The sequence below is a fragment of the Nocardiopsis synnemataformans genome, assembly GCF_965343085.1.
Taxonomy (GTDB): domain Bacteria; phylum Actinomycetota; class Actinomycetes; order Streptosporangiales; family Streptosporangiaceae; genus Nocardiopsis; species Nocardiopsis alborubida.
Genome location: NZ_CBDRFA010000058.1, coordinates 1 through 13,606, shown reverse-complemented (window position 1 = coordinate 13,606; position 13,606 = coordinate 1). Strand labels below are relative to the sequence as shown.

Genomic DNA, 13,606 nt, shown 5'->3' with positions numbered 1-13,606 from the left:
AAGGAGACCCGTGATGGCCCTGCACAAGCCCCTGCCGACGCCGTTCGCCCTCGGCGCCCTGTCCCTCGCCGGCGTCCTGGCGCTGACCGCCTGCGGCGGCGGGGACGGCGGCGGAGGCACGGAGGAGTCGGCCGCCCCCGAGGCGCCCTCCGTCGAGGTCGACGAGGAGCTCGCCGCGCTCGTCCCCGCCGACGTCGCCGAGGCCGGGACCGTCACGATCGGCGTCGAGGCCTCCTACCCGCCCGGCGAGTACCTGGACGCCGACGGGGAGACCGTCCTCGGCTTCAACGTGGACCTCGTCAACGCCGCCCTGGCCAAGCTCGGCCTGGAGGCGACGTGGGAGCCCACGGCCTTCGACTCCATCATCATCGGCGTGGACACCGGCACCTACGACCTGGGCTCCTCCTCCTTCACCGTCACCGAGGAGCGCATGGAGCAGGTCAACATGGTCAGCTACTTCTCCTCGGGCACCCAGTGGTTCGCCCAGGCGGGCAACCCCCAGGACGTGGACCCCGACAACGCCTGCGGCATGCGGATCGCGGTGCAGTCCAACACCACGCACGACACCGACATCGAGGAGCGCAGCGCGGCCTGCGTCGACGCCGGTGAAGAGGCCATCACCATCCAGAAGTTCGAGAGCCAGCCGCTGGCCACCGAGACGGTCGTCTCCGGCGTCAACGACGCCTCGCTCGCCGACATGCCGACCTCCGCCTACGCGCTGGAGCAGACCGGCGAGGGCGTCCTGGAGTTCATCGGCGAGCAGTACAACGCCGCCCCCTACGGCATCCTCACCAACAAGGAGGACGCGGAGCTGGCCGAGGCCATGGCCGCCGCCTTCAACGCGCTCATCGAGGACGGCACCTACACCGAGGTCCTGGGCGAGTGGGGCGTGGACGCCGGCGGCATGGAGTCCGCCGAGGTGAACCCCGACCTCGCCGAGTAAGCAGGCCGACCGACACCCACTGAGCGAAAGACCGACCCTTGTCCTCACTGACCGAACCGACGGACGGCCCGGTGTCGAAGACCTCGACACCGGGCCGTCCGGCCGACCACGTCACCGCCGTCCCCGTGCGCTACCCCGAGCGGTGGGTCGCCGCCGGGGTCATCCTGGTCCTCGCGGCCATGTTCGTGCACATGCTCTTCACGAACGACGCCTTCAACTGGCCGTTCATGTTCGACCACATGTTCTCCGAACCGGTCGTACGCGGCGTGTGGATCACCCTCAGCGCCACCGTGCTGTCGATGATCATCGGCGTCGCCCTGGGCGTCGTCCTGGCGGTGATGCGGCTGTCGGGCAACCCCGTCCTGGTGTCCGTCTCCTGGCTGTACACCTGGTTCTTCCGGGGCGTGCCCCGCCTGGTGCTGGCGGTGCTCTTCGGCAACATCGCCATCCTGTACCAGACCATCGAGTTCGGCCTGCCCTTCGACAACTACTGGATGTCGTGGCTGGGCCTGGAGGGCGACGCCCGCTTCTTCGAGATCGACACCCGCACCGTGCTGAGCGGCTACACCGCGGGCCTGCTGGCGCTGTCGCTGTCCGAGGGCGCCTACATGGCCGAGATCATCCGCGCGGGCCTGCAGTCGGTCAACAGGGGCCAGACCGAGGCCGCGCAGGCGCTGGGCATGAGCAAGGGCAAAGTGCTGCGCCGGATCACCCTGCCGCAGGCGATGCGGGTGGTCGTCCCGCCCACGGGCAACGAGACCATCGCCATGCTCAAGGACACGGCGCTGCTGGCCTACGTGCCCGTGACCATCGAGCTGTTCTACCAGCTCCAGGCCATCGGCTCCCGGACCTACCAGATCTTCCCGATGCTGGTCGCCGCGTGCCTGTGGTACCTGGCCATCACCAGCGTCCTGATGGTGGGCCAGTACTTCCTCGAACGCAGGTTCAACCCCGGCCAGTACGGCAGTATCCGCGACCGCATCGTCGGAGGGGCGCACAGGTGAGCGACAAGACCGAGGACCCGGGCGTCCTGGAGACCGCCGAGGGCGCCACCCTGCCCGCCGACGCGCTCGTCGTGGCGGAGAACGTGCGCAAGAGCTTCGGCCGCCTGGAGGTGCTCAGGGGCATCGACCTCCAGGTCGGGCGCGGCGAGGTCATGTGCGTGATCGGCCCGTCCGGGTCGGGCAAGTCCACGTTCCTGCGCTGCGTCAACCACCTGGAGAAGCTCACCGCCGGACGGCTGTGGGTCAACGGCGAGCTGATGGGCTACCGGCAAAGGCGCGGGCGGCTCTACGAGCTGCGCGACAACGAGATCGCCGCCCAGCGCAGCGACATCGGCATGGTCTTCCAGCGCTTCAACCTGTTCCCGCACCTGAGCGTCCTGGGCAACGTCACCGAGGCGCCCGTGCAGGTCAAGCGGGTCCCCCGGGGCGAGGCCACCGCCAGGGCCATGGAGCTGCTGGAGCGGGTGGGCCTGCCGGACAAGGCCGACGCCTACCCCGACCAGCTCTCCGGCGGCCAGCAGCAGCGCGTGGCCATCGCCCGCGCGCTGGCCATGGAGCCGTCGCTGATGCTGTTCGACGAGCCCACGAGCGCCCTGGACCCGGAGCTGGTCGGCGAGGTCCTGGACGTCATGCGCGACCTGGCCCGGGGCGGGATGACCATGGTGGTCGTCACCCACGAGATGGGGTTCGCCCGCGAGGTCGGCGACTCCCTGGTCTTCATGGACGACGGCCTGGTCGTGGAGTCGGGCACGCCCGCCGAGGTGCTCTCCAACCCGCGCCACGAGCGCACCCGGGCGTTCCTGTCCAAGGTGCTCTGAGCGCTCCGGAAGGGCCGCCGCCCCGTCCCCCGGGCGCGGCGGCCGGTACCGGCCGGGGAAACACCCCCGGATCCCTTGACCGCGCGGCGGCGCGTCGCCAGAGTCGTGGTGTACGCGCCCCGCTCGGGAGAGGCACATGGACGCTCGCACGGACCACACACGCAGGCGCTGGGACCGCATGGCCGCCTACTGCGAGCACAGCGAGCGCCTCCAGAGCCCCGCCATGCGCCGCACCCGCGAGATCCTGTGCGCCGGGGCGCGCGGCGAGACGCTGGAGGTGGCGGTCGGAACGGGCCGCAACCTCGCCTACTACCCGCCGCAGGTGCGCCTCACCGCCGTCGACCTCAGCCCGCGGATGCTCGACCGCGCCCGCGAGAGGGCCGAGGAGCTGGGCAGGGCCGTGCGCTTCGTGGAGGGCGACGCCCAGGAGCTGGACTTCCCCGACCGGGCCTTCGACACCGTCCTGTGCACGCTGGCGATGTGCGCCGTCCCCGACCAGCGGCGCGCCCTGGCGGAGATGTACCGCGTGCTGGCGCCGGGCGGCAGGCTCCTGATGGTCGACCACATCGAGTACGCGCGCATGCCCGGGCGGCTCGTGGAGCGGCGCAGGGAGAACCCGCGCCGCCTGCCCCGGGAGGTCGCGGTCGAGGCCGGGTTCGAGGTCGGCCACCACGACCGGCTGTTCCTCGGACTGGTGGAGCGGGTGGTCGCCCACCGGCCCTGAGCGGTCCCGGAGCGCGGGGACGCCCCGCCGCAGCGCATACCCTGGAGGCGACCGTGTCCCCGCCGCGCGCCCGAGGTGGTCCGATGATCCGTCCCGCACGTCCCGACGACGTTCCCGTCATCCACGCCCTGGTCCGCGAGCTCGCCGAGTACGAGAAGGAGCCGGACGCGGTCGTCGCCACCGAGCAGGACCTGCGCACCGCCCTCTTCGGCCCGGACGCGGCGGTGTTCGCGCACGTCGCCCAGGAGGAGGGGGACGGCCCGGTCGTCGGGTTCGCGCTGTGGTTTCGCAACTACTCCACCTGGACCGGCAGGCACGGCGTGTACCTGGAGGACCTGTACGTGCGCCCACAGGCGCGCGGACGGGGCCACGGCCTGGCCCTGCTGCGGACCCTGGCGCGGATCTGCGTCGAACGCGGCTACACCCGGCTGGAGTGGTCGGTGCTGGACTGGAACGAGCCCTCGATACGGTTCTACGAGTCCCTGGGCTCGCGCCCCATGGACGAGTGGACGGTCCGCCGCCTGGACGGCGGCGCGCTGGACGCACTGGGCTCGGAGGGCCCCTGAGACCGGCCGCCCGTCCCGCTTTTCGCCCCGGATCGTGTGGACACGATCCGTTCGCCCTGCGTCAGTGGCAGGGTAAACCAGATACATTGCTCTCAAGCGGCAACCCCGCCCCCCGAAGGAGGGACGTGACCGAAGAAACCGCTGTGCCCACGGCCGACGCCATCGGCGTCCGGGACGCTGTCACCGTCAACATGCCCGCGGACAGCGCCTACTTGTCCGTTCTGCGGACGGCGACGGCGGGTCTGGCCGCGCGACTGGACTTCACCCTCGACGAGATCGAGGACCTGAGGATCGGTGTCGACGAGGCCTGCGCCATGCTCCTCTCTCAGGCGCTGCCGGGCACGGAACTGACCACGGAATTCGAACTCACCCCCGACGGGATGCGCATCTCCGTCTCGGTGCTCACCGCGGACGGGCGCCTTCCCGCCCGCGACACCTTCGCCTGGACCGTCCTGTCCGCCCTCGCGGGAGAGGTCGACGCGGGGGTCGGACCGGACGACCGTGTCCACATCGTCCTGTACAAACGCCGCGGAACACTGGAGTCGGCGTGAGCGAGAGGGGGCCCGCTCTGACAGCGAAGACCGAGCACGCGGTGCCCGACAGGGCTCGCGCGAGAGAGTTGTTCGAGCGCCTCGGCGAACTCGAGGCGGACTCCGAGGAGCGTCGGCGGATCCGCGACGAGCTGGTGGAGCTCCACCTTCCCTTGGTGGAGTACCTGGCCCGCCGCTTCCGCAACCGCGGCGAGTGGCTGGACGACCTCACCCAGGTGGCCACGATCGGGCTGATCAAGTCCATCGACCGGTTCGACCTGGAGCGTGGGGTGGAGTTCTCCACCTACGCCACCCCCACCATCGTCGGTGAGATCAAGCGGCACTTCCGCGACAAGGGCTGGGCGGTGCGGGTCCCCCGTCGCCTCCAGGAGCTGAAGCTCTCGCTCACCAAGGCGGTCAGCGACCTGTCGCAGCGGGAGGGGCGCTCCCCGACCGTCGCCGAGCTCGCGGCGCACCTCCAGATGACCGAGGAGGAGGTGCTGGAGGGCCTGGAGTCCGCCAACGCCTACTCGACGGTGTCGCTGGACGCGCCCGACAGCGGGGACGAGGACGCGCCCGCGGTGGCCGACTCACTGGGCATCGTGGACGAGTCCCTGGAGGGCGTGGAGTACCGGGAGTCGCTCAAGCCGCTCCTGGAACAGCTTCCGCCGCGGGAGAAGCGCATCCTGCTGTTGCGCTTCTTCGGCAACATGACGCAGTCGCAGATCGCCCAGGAGCTGGGGATCTCGCAGATGCACGTGTCCCGTCTGCTGGCCCGCACCCTGGCGCAGCTGCGTCAGGCGCTGACCACCGACGACTGACACGCGAGCTCTCGCCGCGGGCGGCCGCGGCGCTACTTCCCCCGCTCGTCGGGGAAGAGCGCCGCGGTCGTCGGCGGCGAGAGCACCGCCGCGGAGGCGCACACCGCCACGACCGCGAGCACCGCGCCCAACGCGTACTGATCGCTGGTGAACATGTAGTAGGCCACCACGGCCAGGAAGAGCTGGGTGACGAACACCGGCGTGCGCGCCCAGTCCCGCAGCTGCCAGAGTCCGCGCGCGACGAAGACCAGCAGCGCGCCCGTGCCCAGTCCCAGGGCGGTCAGGGGAATCGCGCTGGTCAGGTCGCTGGCCCGGCCGGTGACCGCGGTGAAGAGGCTGTAGACCCCGCTGACCGCGGCGGCCAGCCCGATCAGGGCCTCCAGGGCGGCGGCGATGACGATGGTGACGGGACGCGAAGACACCTGACGAGCCTATACGCGCTCCGGGACTCCCTCCCCTCGGCCCCGGCTTCGCACTCGCGGCGAAGCGGAGGCCCCGGCGCCACACCCTAGACTGGTGTGGTGCGCGCCCTTCTCATCATGAACCCCCAGGCCACCACGACCACGTCACGCACGCGTGAGGTGATCATGGGCGCCCTGACGTCGGAGCTGGACGTCACCGTGTCCGAGACCGAGTACCGCGACCACGCGGGCGAGCTGGCCCGCGAGGCGGCCGAGAACGGGTACGAGCTGGTGCTGAGCCTGGGCGGCGACGGCACCGTCAACGAGGTGGTCAACGGCCTCCTGGCCACCCCCGAGGAGCTCAGACGCCCCCGCTACGCGGTGATCCCCGGCGGCAGCGCCAACGTCTTCATCCGCGCCCTGGGCGTGCCCGGCGACCCGGTGGAGGCCACCGGTCTGGTGCTGGAGGCGGTCCGCGAGGGCCGCGAGCGCGAGATCAACCTCGGCCGGATCACCAGCGATCAGGACGACCGCTACTTCACTTTCTGTGCTGGTTTCGGCTGGGACGCCGACGTGGTCCAGCAGGTGGAGAACGAGCGCGCCAACGGCCGCAGGGCCACTCCGGCGCTGTACGCGGAAGTGGCGGTAAAGCTGTTCTTCCAGGGGGATATCCGCGATCCGTCACTAAGCGTGGTCAGCCACGGAAGGTCCCTTGTGGGGGCGTATTTCGCGCTCGTCACCAACACCACGCCCTGGACCTACGCGGGGGCGCTGCCGCTTCAGCCGACCCCGTCCTCGCGTTTCGATCTGGGCCTGGACGCTTTCGCGCTGACGCACTCCTCGCACGCGCTCACGGGGTGGATCCTTTCCCAAATGTTCTTCCCCAAAGGCCTTCCCGCACGTGGGGACGGCTACGTGACGTGGCACGACCAGGACTCTCTCCAGATCACGTCATCCCACCCCAGGGCCTTCCAAATCGATGGTGAATACCTGGGAGACCGCGAACAGGTCAACTTCCACTCTGTACCGAAGGCATTACGAATCGTCTGTTAATTACGCCGAAAGACGCCATTCCGAGCCACTGTGACGCACCCGACACGCCGAGCAGGACCTTTGGCCTCGGCAGCTCTTGCATGGGCCGATCGATCCTGTCACGCTCAAGATATCGCCGCGAGTTACAGGCGAGTTAATTGGGGCGCTTCCCACATGGCCGTGGGATGAAACCTTGACGGCCCTCGGCCCGAACACCCTTCCGATGGAACCCATCCATCGGGCGCCCTTCGCCCGTTACGGACGCGCACAAGATCGTGAAAAGCTTCACAAGCCCCCGATCGCCTCACCGTGAGGAGTGGACCGCATGGACTGGCGCCATGACGCAGCCTGCCGTGACGAAGACCCCGAACTCTTCTTCCCCATCGGGAACTTCGGCCCCGCACTGATCCAGATCGAGGAGGCCAAGGCGGTCTGCAACCGCTGTCCGGTCAGCTCGGCCTGTCTGCGCTGGGCCCTGGAGAGCGGCCAGGACGGCGGCGTCTGGGGCGGTACCAGTGAGGACGAGCGCCGCGCGCTCAAGAAGCGCCGCGGCAGCGCGTACCGCACCATGGTCCGCAGCTGAGGTCCCCCGCACGGAAGGTCCCAAGGATTCCCGGGAGGCCCTGAGGGTTCCCGGAAGACATCGGGGAGTCCCCGCTCGGCGCGGCGGGGACGGGCGCCCGGGGCCGTCGCGGCCGGCATCCCTCCAGGACCCCCGGGGCGGCCCCCGCGCGTGATCCGCGCGAGCCCCCGCCTCAGGGCAGCTCCCCCTCCTCGTGCTCCAGCGACAGGGTGATCGCCACCTCGGTTCCGCCGCTCTCCTTGGGCTTGATCGCCAGGGTCCCCCCCAGCTCGCCCACGATGAGGGTCCGCACGATCTGGAGGCCCAGGCTCGTGGTGCCCTCCAGGTCGAAGTCCTCGGGCAGCCCTCCGCCGTCGTCGGAGACGGCCAGCTCCAGACTGCTCGGCCCCGGGTAGCCCGGCTCCGCGTCGAACCGGCGCACCCGCACCTCGATCCGCCCCGGCCCCTGCCCCAGGCCGTGCTCCACGGCGTTTTGCACCAGTTCCGCCAGGACCATCGACAGCGGCGTCGCCACCAGCGCGTTCAACAGGCCGAACCCGCCGATCCGGCGCGGCACCACCGCGGTGCCCGTGGAGGAGACCTCCGCCGCCATCTGGATCACCCGGTCGGCGATGTCGTCGAAGTCCACCACCTCGTCGGGGGTGTGCGAGAGCATCTCGTGCACGATCGCGATGGATCCGACCCGGCCCACCGCCTCGTCCAGCGCCGCCCGCGCCTCGGGCACGTCCAGGCGCCGCGCCTGGAGGCGCAGTAGGGCCGCCACCGTCTGGAGGTTGTTCTTCACCCGGTGGTGGATCTCCCGGATGGTGGCGTCCTTGGTCATCAGCTCGCGCTCGCGGCGGCGCAGCTCGGTGACGTCGCGCACCATCACCAGGGCGCCGATGCGCACCCCGTCGATGACCAGCGGGATGGCGCGCAGCTGCACGGTGACCCCGCGCGCGTCCACCTCGGCCTCCTGCGGCGCCCGACCGCTCGCCGTGTAGGTCAGTGCCTCGTCGCGCGCCTCCCCCGGGGCCGCCAGCTCCAGCGTGGTGCGGTCCAGGCGCGCACCCACCAGGTCGGCGGTCAGGCCGAGCCTGCGGTAGGCCGACAGCGCGTTGGGGCTGGCGTAGACCACCTCTCCGTTCTGGTCCAGGCGCAGCAGCCCGTCGCCGACCCTGGGCGAGCGCACCATCAGGGGGCCCTGGTCGCTGAACGGGAACGCGCCCTCGGCGATCATCTGGGCCAGGTCGCCCGCGCTCTGGAGGTAGGTCAGCTCCAGGCGGCTGGGCGTGCGCGCCGAGCTGAGGTTGGTGCTGCGCTGGATGACCCCGATGAGGTTGCCCTGGCGGCGCACCGGAATGGTCTCCTCGCGCACCGGGACGCCGCCCGACCAGTCCGGGTCGCCGTCGCGGCAGATGCGCCCCTCCTCCCAGGCGCGGTCGATGAGGGCCCTGCGCCCGATCACGCGCGGCGCCGAGCGGGACGTGACATCGGTCATGTCGTCGCGCAGGACGGTCTCGACCAGGTCGTCCTGGAAGGCGGTGGGTCCGGTGGTGGGACGCATCTGGGCGATGGCCACCCAGCCGTCGTCCTCGCGCAGACGCACCCACAGCACGAGATCCGCGAAGGACAGGTCCGCCAGGAGCTGCCAGTCCGAGACCAGGGAGTGGAACCACTCCAGATCGGCCTGCTTGAGTGACGTGTGTCGCCAGATGAGATCACTGAGGTGAGGCACTCACAAATCATCCCATGAAGGCGTGCATACTCAAGAGGTACGCACTCGACCAGTGGTCCACACCAATCGGCGGCCGCGATCCCCGCCGTGCCGACCACACCGGGAGGGTTGTGCGGCAAGCGCGGGACTCGGCGAAGGAGACTGATGACTGGTCAGCGCACACTGGACGGCAACCCCCGGGTGCCGAAGTACTACCAGGTGAAGAAGCAGCTCCTGGAACTGATCGAGGCGATGCCCGCGGGCAACCCGGTCCCCCCGGAGCGCGCCCTGGCGACCCAGTTCGGCACCTCGCGGACCACCGTGCGCCAGGCGCTCACCGAGATGGTGGTCGAGGGCCGCCTGCTGCGCATCCAGGGCAAGGGCACCTTCGTGGCCAAGCCGAAGGTGGCACAGGTCCTGCAACTGACCAGCTACACCCAGGAGATGCGCGCGCACGGCCTGCACCCCGCCACGCGGATCCTGGACGTGAGCTACATCAACGCCGACGACCAGCTCGCCGAGCTGCTGGCCATCCGCTCCGGCGGGCGCGTGCTGCGCATCGAGCGACTGCGGCTGGCCAACGGCGAGCCGATGGCCGTGGAGACGGCCCACCTGGCCGCGCGGCGCTTCCCGGGCCTGCGTCGGCAGCTGGACCGCTACGCGTCGCTCTACGAGGCTCTGGCGAGCGCCTACGACGTCTCCCTGGCCGAGGCGGAGGCCTCGATCGAGACCGTCCTGGCCACGCCCAACGAGGCGCGGCTGCTGGGCGTGGACGTGGGCCTGCCGCTGGTGCTGCACTGCCAGCACAGCTTCGACGGCGACGGGCATCCGGTGGAGTGGGTGCGCTCGCTCTACCGGGGCGACAGGTACAAGTTCGTCACACGCCTGCGCCCGCCCCGGGACTGACCGGCCGCCAGGCGGCCGGGACACGCCCCCGTGCCCGGCTCGGCTTCGGCCGAAGCCGGGCCGGTGACGCCCCGCCGGACGACCCGGGGGTCAGAGCCGGGAGAGCACCGTGGCCAGCGCGTCCACCACGCGGGGGTCGTACTCGCTGTCGGTGTCCATGCGCAGGCGCTCCAGGACCGCCGTGCGGCGCTCGGCGTCGCCGTTGTCGCCGACGAGGTCGTCGAAGGCGTTGGCCACCTTGATGATCCGGCTGCCCAGCGGCGGGACCCCCTCGTCGCCGTCCCCGGCGAGGGGCTCGCACTGGCGGCGGACCGTCTCGGCCACGTTGTCCAGGACGCCGGTCTCCCGGATGATCGCCGAACCCAGCTCGGCGATGCGCCGCTGCTCCCTCGGCGAGGCGAGCACGGTGGCGCCGCCCGCGATGGGCTCGCGCAGGGACAGCTGGCCGATGTCGTGCATCAGGGCGGCGTACTCCAGCTCCAGCAGCTCGGCCTCGGACAGGCCCAGCTCGCAGGCGATCCCGTGCGCCAGGTGGCTGACCCGGCGCGAGTGCCCGTTCTCCACGTAGCCGCCCACCTCGGTGACCCGTGACAGCGCCCGGACCGTCTCCAGGTAGGTCCGACGCACCTCCGCGTGGCGGCGGAAGGCCACCTGCGACACCAGCAGCGGGGCGATGAACACCAGCAGCCCGCCCAGGCCGGTCACCGTGCAGGCCAGCGCGATCAACACGCCGCTGGAGCCGATCGCGGCACCGGTGGCGAACTGGGCGCGCAGCTCGTCGCGGACCGCGACGGAGGGGCTGGTGCGCAGACGCTCGGCCCGCAGCACCGCCGCCAGCAGGGAGTCCACCGCCCAGACGAGCATGACCAGCGCCGCCATCAGCAGTGTGGCCGTCACCGACGGGCCCGACAGGTGGAGCTGGTCGGCCAGCGGCCGGAAGGCGATCGCGAGCGCCGCCGCGAAGAGCACCCTGCGGGCCACGTCCTCCACCCGGGGGCTGCGGCCCACGGCGATGTGCGGCAGCTCGCCCAGCGCCACGCCCAGGGCGACCACCGCCACCACCTGCCAGGCGGAGTGGTGCAGCGGCCCGGAACCCAGCGACAGCAGGAACGCGTAGCTGATCGCGCCGGCCGAGGCGATGGGAGCCACCTCCCGGTGGCCCGGCAGGGTAATCCGTGCCAGCTCACCGGCCGCGACGACCAGGCAGAACGCCAGCGCCACGTGCGGTTCCACGACCCCGGTCGAGGCCGTCCACACCAGCGCGGCCAGGGCGCCTGAGCCCACCGAGCCGACCAGCACCGCGCGCACCGGACGGGAGGTCCGCCAGATCGACCCGCGCGGGCGCTGGTGGTTGAGGGCCCCGCCCTCGGGGCCGCTCAGTACGGGTCCGGACGACCGGGCCCCGTCCGACTGTCTCTGCGTCATCATCGTTCACGCCCGCCCGTCACTGCCTCGGCGGAGGCCGCGGCGTCCGCCGAGGCGGCCTCGTCGGCCGCCGCCCCCGCGGAGGACGGCTCCTCGGCGGCGCACTCCTCGGCGGACACCTCCTCCGGTCCACCGGCGCGGCCGGACTCCTCCACGGAGCGCTCGGCCGCCTCCGACCCGTAACAGCCGCCCGGCGGCTCGGCGATGTCGGGTGTCTCCCAGCCCTCGCGTTCGACGGCGCGCACGAGCGCCTCGACCATCCTGGGGTCGAACTGGGTTCCGGCGCAGGCGCGCAGCTCGGCGATGGCGTCCTCCACCGACCACGCCCTGCGGTAGGAGCGCGTGGAGGTCAGGCAGTCGAAGACGTCGGCGACGCTGATGACGCGCGCGGACTCGGGGATCTCCATCCCGACCAGACCCATGGGGTACCCGCGCCCGTCCAGGCGCTCGTGGTGGTGCCGGATCCCGGCCAGCGCCTCGTCCAGGAAGCTGATCTCCCGCACGATCTCGTAGCCGCGCGTGGGATGCAGCTTGATGGCCGCGTACTCGTCGTCGGTGAGCTTGCCGGTCTTCTGCAACACCTTGGTGGGCACTCCGAGCTTGCCGATGTCGTGCAGCATCCCGGCGTAGCGGATCTTCTGCACCCGGTCAGCGGGCATACCCAGCTCCCGGGCGATCATGGCGGCGCCCTCCGCCACGCGCATGCAGTGGCCCCGGGTGTAGTAGTCCTTGGTCTCCACCGCCTGGCACAGGGTGGCCAGGGTGGCCTCGTGCGCGCGGGCCTCGTCCAGCTGCTGGGCGAAGGTCCAGCGCGCGATGAACAGCGGGAGCAGCACCAGCAGCGGTGCGATGAGGCCGACACCGCCCCAGACCGCGGCGACGGCCAGGCCGAGCATCTGGTAGCCCATGGAGGACAGCTCCACCCCCACCAGCGGTCGCCAGTCGAACCGGCCCCGCGAACCGCCGGGGCGCACGACGCCCAGGGTCCACATCAGGACGGCCACGAGCGCCGAGTTGACCAGGGAGTGGGTCAGGACGGCGGCGACGTAGGGGAGGACGATGGCCGGGAAGTCCTCCCGGCCAGGTTCTCCCACCGTTCCGCCGAGCAGAAGGTAGACGTGTCCGGCCGCGTAGGCCGCCAGTGCGAACTGTGCTCCGTTGAACGCCCTCTTGACGAGGTTCTGCCTGCGGATGGCGAAGCAGGAGGCGAAACCGACCACCGCCGCCCCGACCGGTCCGACCAGGACGACGGCGGCCAGTGAGACCGCCGAACTCGGCGAGATCCCCGCCTTGACGCCCGTCAGGACCGCCGTACTGATCGACTCCGCGACCACGAAGAGAATCGCGATCAGGATCAGTGTGTGCAGATCCAGGCCCGCGTAGGGACCGATGAGCATGATGGTGACAGCACTGACAACGATGATTCCGACGTAGACACGCGCGCCCCCAGGAAGAGCCCGCACCCCCGTTCACCCCCCGCCGACGACGACCGGACTGTCATGGTTTCACCGGTTCTGTTCTACCACCAGGACCATCCACTGAAGGCGGTTACCACCCAAAGAACGCCCATCACCGCGTGGAGCATGCCGACGAACATCGTTGTCCCCTCTCCCCCGACGCGCGCACCGCCGTTTTTCCCGGGCACGCCGCGTAAATTACCCCATTCGTTGGATATGGCGTCCAGTTTAACGGGCAACGACAGCGCCCTGATTACCCCCAACCCGAACTACCGCCACCACACCCCTTCTCGCTGGCACCAAGTTCCGGAATATGGAATTACGAATTCAATTAGTGATGCACTCCGATCACCCTACGTAACCACACCCCCTGACCCGTGGACGCACGAAGATCCACCGCATGGGCGGTTACCCTAGCCTCCGCCAACCGAAGCCACCAGGCACGACTACCCCAGGTAACCACACGAAACGGCATCCGGAGCCGGGAGAAAAATCATTCCGAGTCGGTCACGACCGGGAACGGCCCGGGCGTGCCGGGCGTGTCGAGGGAGGAGCCGGGAAGACGACCGGGAAGCGCCTGACCAAAAACCCGACAGGCACGGGGAATACGGCACGACATTCCCGCAAAGGCGCATAAAAGCCACACATCACTTCAGAGCGCACTAATAACGGAACAGGGCACGAAATCCAACAAAAAGGT

The 13,606-nt window shown here is 70.5% G+C and carries 14 protein-coding genes; 10 read left to right on the top strand and 4 right to left on the bottom strand.

Annotated elements, in window-relative coordinates; all coding sequences use genetic code 11:
• Nucleotides 1–13 precede the first annotated feature (13 nt).
• From ACSIH6_RS27445 to ACSIH6_RS27415, 7 genes are all read left to right on the top strand, one after another.
• On the top strand, nucleotides 14–943 hold the full coding sequence (locus ACSIH6_RS27445) for an ABC transporter substrate-binding protein (protein ID WP_435111231.1): 930 nt from the start codon (nucleotides 14–16) through the stop codon (nucleotides 941–943).
• A 38-nt stretch (nucleotides 944–981) separates the two neighbouring features.
• A complete protein-coding gene (locus tag ACSIH6_RS27440) occupies nucleotides 982–1,947 on the top strand; it encodes an amino acid ABC transporter permease (RefSeq protein ID WP_435111230.1) in 966 nt (321 codons plus the stop codon).
• Nucleotides 1,944–2,765: an amino acid ABC transporter ATP-binding protein gene (locus tag ACSIH6_RS27435; protein WP_435111229.1), complete on the top strand. Its 822-nt coding sequence runs from the start codon at nucleotides 1,944–1,946 to the stop codon at nucleotides 2,763–2,765. The genes ACSIH6_RS27440 and ACSIH6_RS27435 overlap by 4 nt, the downstream gene beginning before the upstream one ends.
• A 136-nt stretch (nucleotides 2,766–2,901) precedes the next feature.
• Nucleotides 2,902–3,489, top strand: coding sequence for a class I SAM-dependent methyltransferase (locus ACSIH6_RS27430; RefSeq protein ID WP_435111228.1), 588 nt, complete (start codon nucleotides 2,902–2,904; stop codon nucleotides 3,487–3,489).
• A gap of 83 nt (nucleotides 3,490–3,572) precedes the next feature.
• Nucleotides 3,573–4,055 carry a GNAT family N-acetyltransferase gene (locus tag ACSIH6_RS27425; protein ID WP_435111227.1) on the top strand — a complete coding sequence of 161 codons (483 nt, stop codon included), beginning with the start codon at nucleotides 3,573–3,575 and terminating at the stop codon, nucleotides 4,053–4,055.
• A gap of 125 nt (nucleotides 4,056–4,180) precedes the next feature.
• Nucleotides 4,181–4,606: an ATP-binding protein gene (locus ACSIH6_RS27420; protein WP_013154696.1), complete on the top strand. Its 426-nt coding sequence runs from the start codon at nucleotides 4,181–4,183 to the stop codon at nucleotides 4,604–4,606.
• Between the two features lie 41 nt (nucleotides 4,607–4,647).
• Nucleotides 4,648–5,406 carry an RNA polymerase sigma factor SigF gene (locus ACSIH6_RS27415; protein ID WP_061080583.1) on the top strand — a complete coding sequence of 253 codons (759 nt, stop codon included), beginning with the start codon at nucleotides 4,648–4,650 and terminating at the stop codon, nucleotides 5,404–5,406.
• A 32-nt stretch (nucleotides 5,407–5,438) separates the two neighbouring features.
• Here ACSIH6_RS27415 and ACSIH6_RS27410 read toward each other — a convergent pair whose 3' ends face one another.
• Nucleotides 5,439–5,828: a hypothetical protein gene (locus ACSIH6_RS27410; RefSeq protein ID WP_435111226.1), complete on the bottom strand. Its 390-nt coding sequence runs from the start codon at nucleotides 5,826–5,828 to the stop codon at nucleotides 5,439–5,441.
• A 99-nt stretch (nucleotides 5,829–5,927) separates the two neighbouring features.
• On the opposite strand from ACSIH6_RS27410, the gene ACSIH6_RS27405 reads away from it, so the two are divergent.
• A complete protein-coding gene (locus ACSIH6_RS27405) occupies nucleotides 5,928–6,860 on the top strand; it encodes a diacylglycerol/lipid kinase family protein (protein WP_435111225.1) in 933 nt (310 codons plus the stop codon).
• 304 nt (nucleotides 6,861–7,164) lie between these two features.
• Nucleotides 7,165–7,422 (top strand): WhiB family transcriptional regulator, encoded by a 258-nt coding sequence (locus tag ACSIH6_RS27400; protein ID WP_013154700.1) that lies wholly within the window; start codon nucleotides 7,165–7,167, stop codon nucleotides 7,420–7,422.
• A 172-nt stretch (nucleotides 7,423–7,594) separates the two neighbouring features.
• Here the strand turns inward: ACSIH6_RS27400 and ACSIH6_RS27395 are convergent, their stop codons facing one another.
• Nucleotides 7,595–9,139: a sensor histidine kinase gene (locus ACSIH6_RS27395; RefSeq protein WP_150252062.1), complete on the bottom strand. Its 1,545-nt coding sequence runs from the start codon at nucleotides 9,137–9,139 to the stop codon at nucleotides 7,595–7,597.
• Nucleotides 9,140–9,283: 144 nt separating this feature from the next.
• Between ACSIH6_RS27395 and ACSIH6_RS27390 the strand changes: the two genes are divergently transcribed.
• Nucleotides 9,284–10,024, top strand: a complete 741-nt coding sequence (locus tag ACSIH6_RS27390) for a GntR family transcriptional regulator (protein WP_013154702.1) — start codon at nucleotides 9,284–9,286, stop codon at nucleotides 10,022–10,024.
• A gap of 90 nt (nucleotides 10,025–10,114) precedes the next feature.
• Here the strand turns inward: ACSIH6_RS27390 and ACSIH6_RS27385 are convergent, their stop codons facing one another.
• A complete protein-coding gene (locus ACSIH6_RS27385) occupies nucleotides 10,115–11,449 on the bottom strand; it encodes an HD-GYP domain-containing protein (RefSeq protein WP_435111260.1) in 1,335 nt (444 codons plus the stop codon).
• Entirely contained in the window at nucleotides 11,449–12,846 is a 1,398-nt protein-coding gene (locus tag ACSIH6_RS27380) for an HD-GYP domain-containing protein (protein WP_435111224.1), read from the bottom strand. Before ACSIH6_RS27380 ends, ACSIH6_RS27385 begins: the two co-directional genes overlap by 1 nt.
• Nucleotides 12,847–13,606: the final 760 nt, after the last annotated feature.

Bases quoted from the DNA above. Each gene is read 5' to 3' on its own strand.
- ACSIH6_RS27445 (WP_435111231.1), top strand. From the start codon at position 14: ATGGCCCTGCACAAGCCCCTGCCGACGCCGTTCGCCCTCGGCGCCCTG.
- ACSIH6_RS27385 (WP_435111260.1), bottom strand. From the start codon at position 11,449: ATGACGCAGAGACAGTCGGACGGGGCCCGGTCGTCCGGACCCGTACTG.
- ACSIH6_RS27425 (WP_435111227.1), top strand. From the start codon at position 3,573: ATGATCCGTCCCGCACGTCCCGACGACGTTCCCGTCATCCACGCCCTG.
- ACSIH6_RS27390 (WP_013154702.1), top strand. From the start codon at position 9,284: ATGACTGGTCAGCGCACACTGGACGGCAACCCCCGGGTGCCGAAGTAC.
- ACSIH6_RS27430 (WP_435111228.1), top strand. From the start codon at position 2,902: ATGGACGCTCGCACGGACCACACACGCAGGCGCTGGGACCGCATGGCC.
- ACSIH6_RS27380 (WP_435111224.1), bottom strand. From the start codon at position 12,846: ATGCTCATCGGTCCCTACGCGGGCCTGGATCTGCACACACTGATCCTG.
- ACSIH6_RS27400 (WP_013154700.1), top strand. From the start codon at position 7,165: ATGGACTGGCGCCATGACGCAGCCTGCCGTGACGAAGACCCCGAACTC.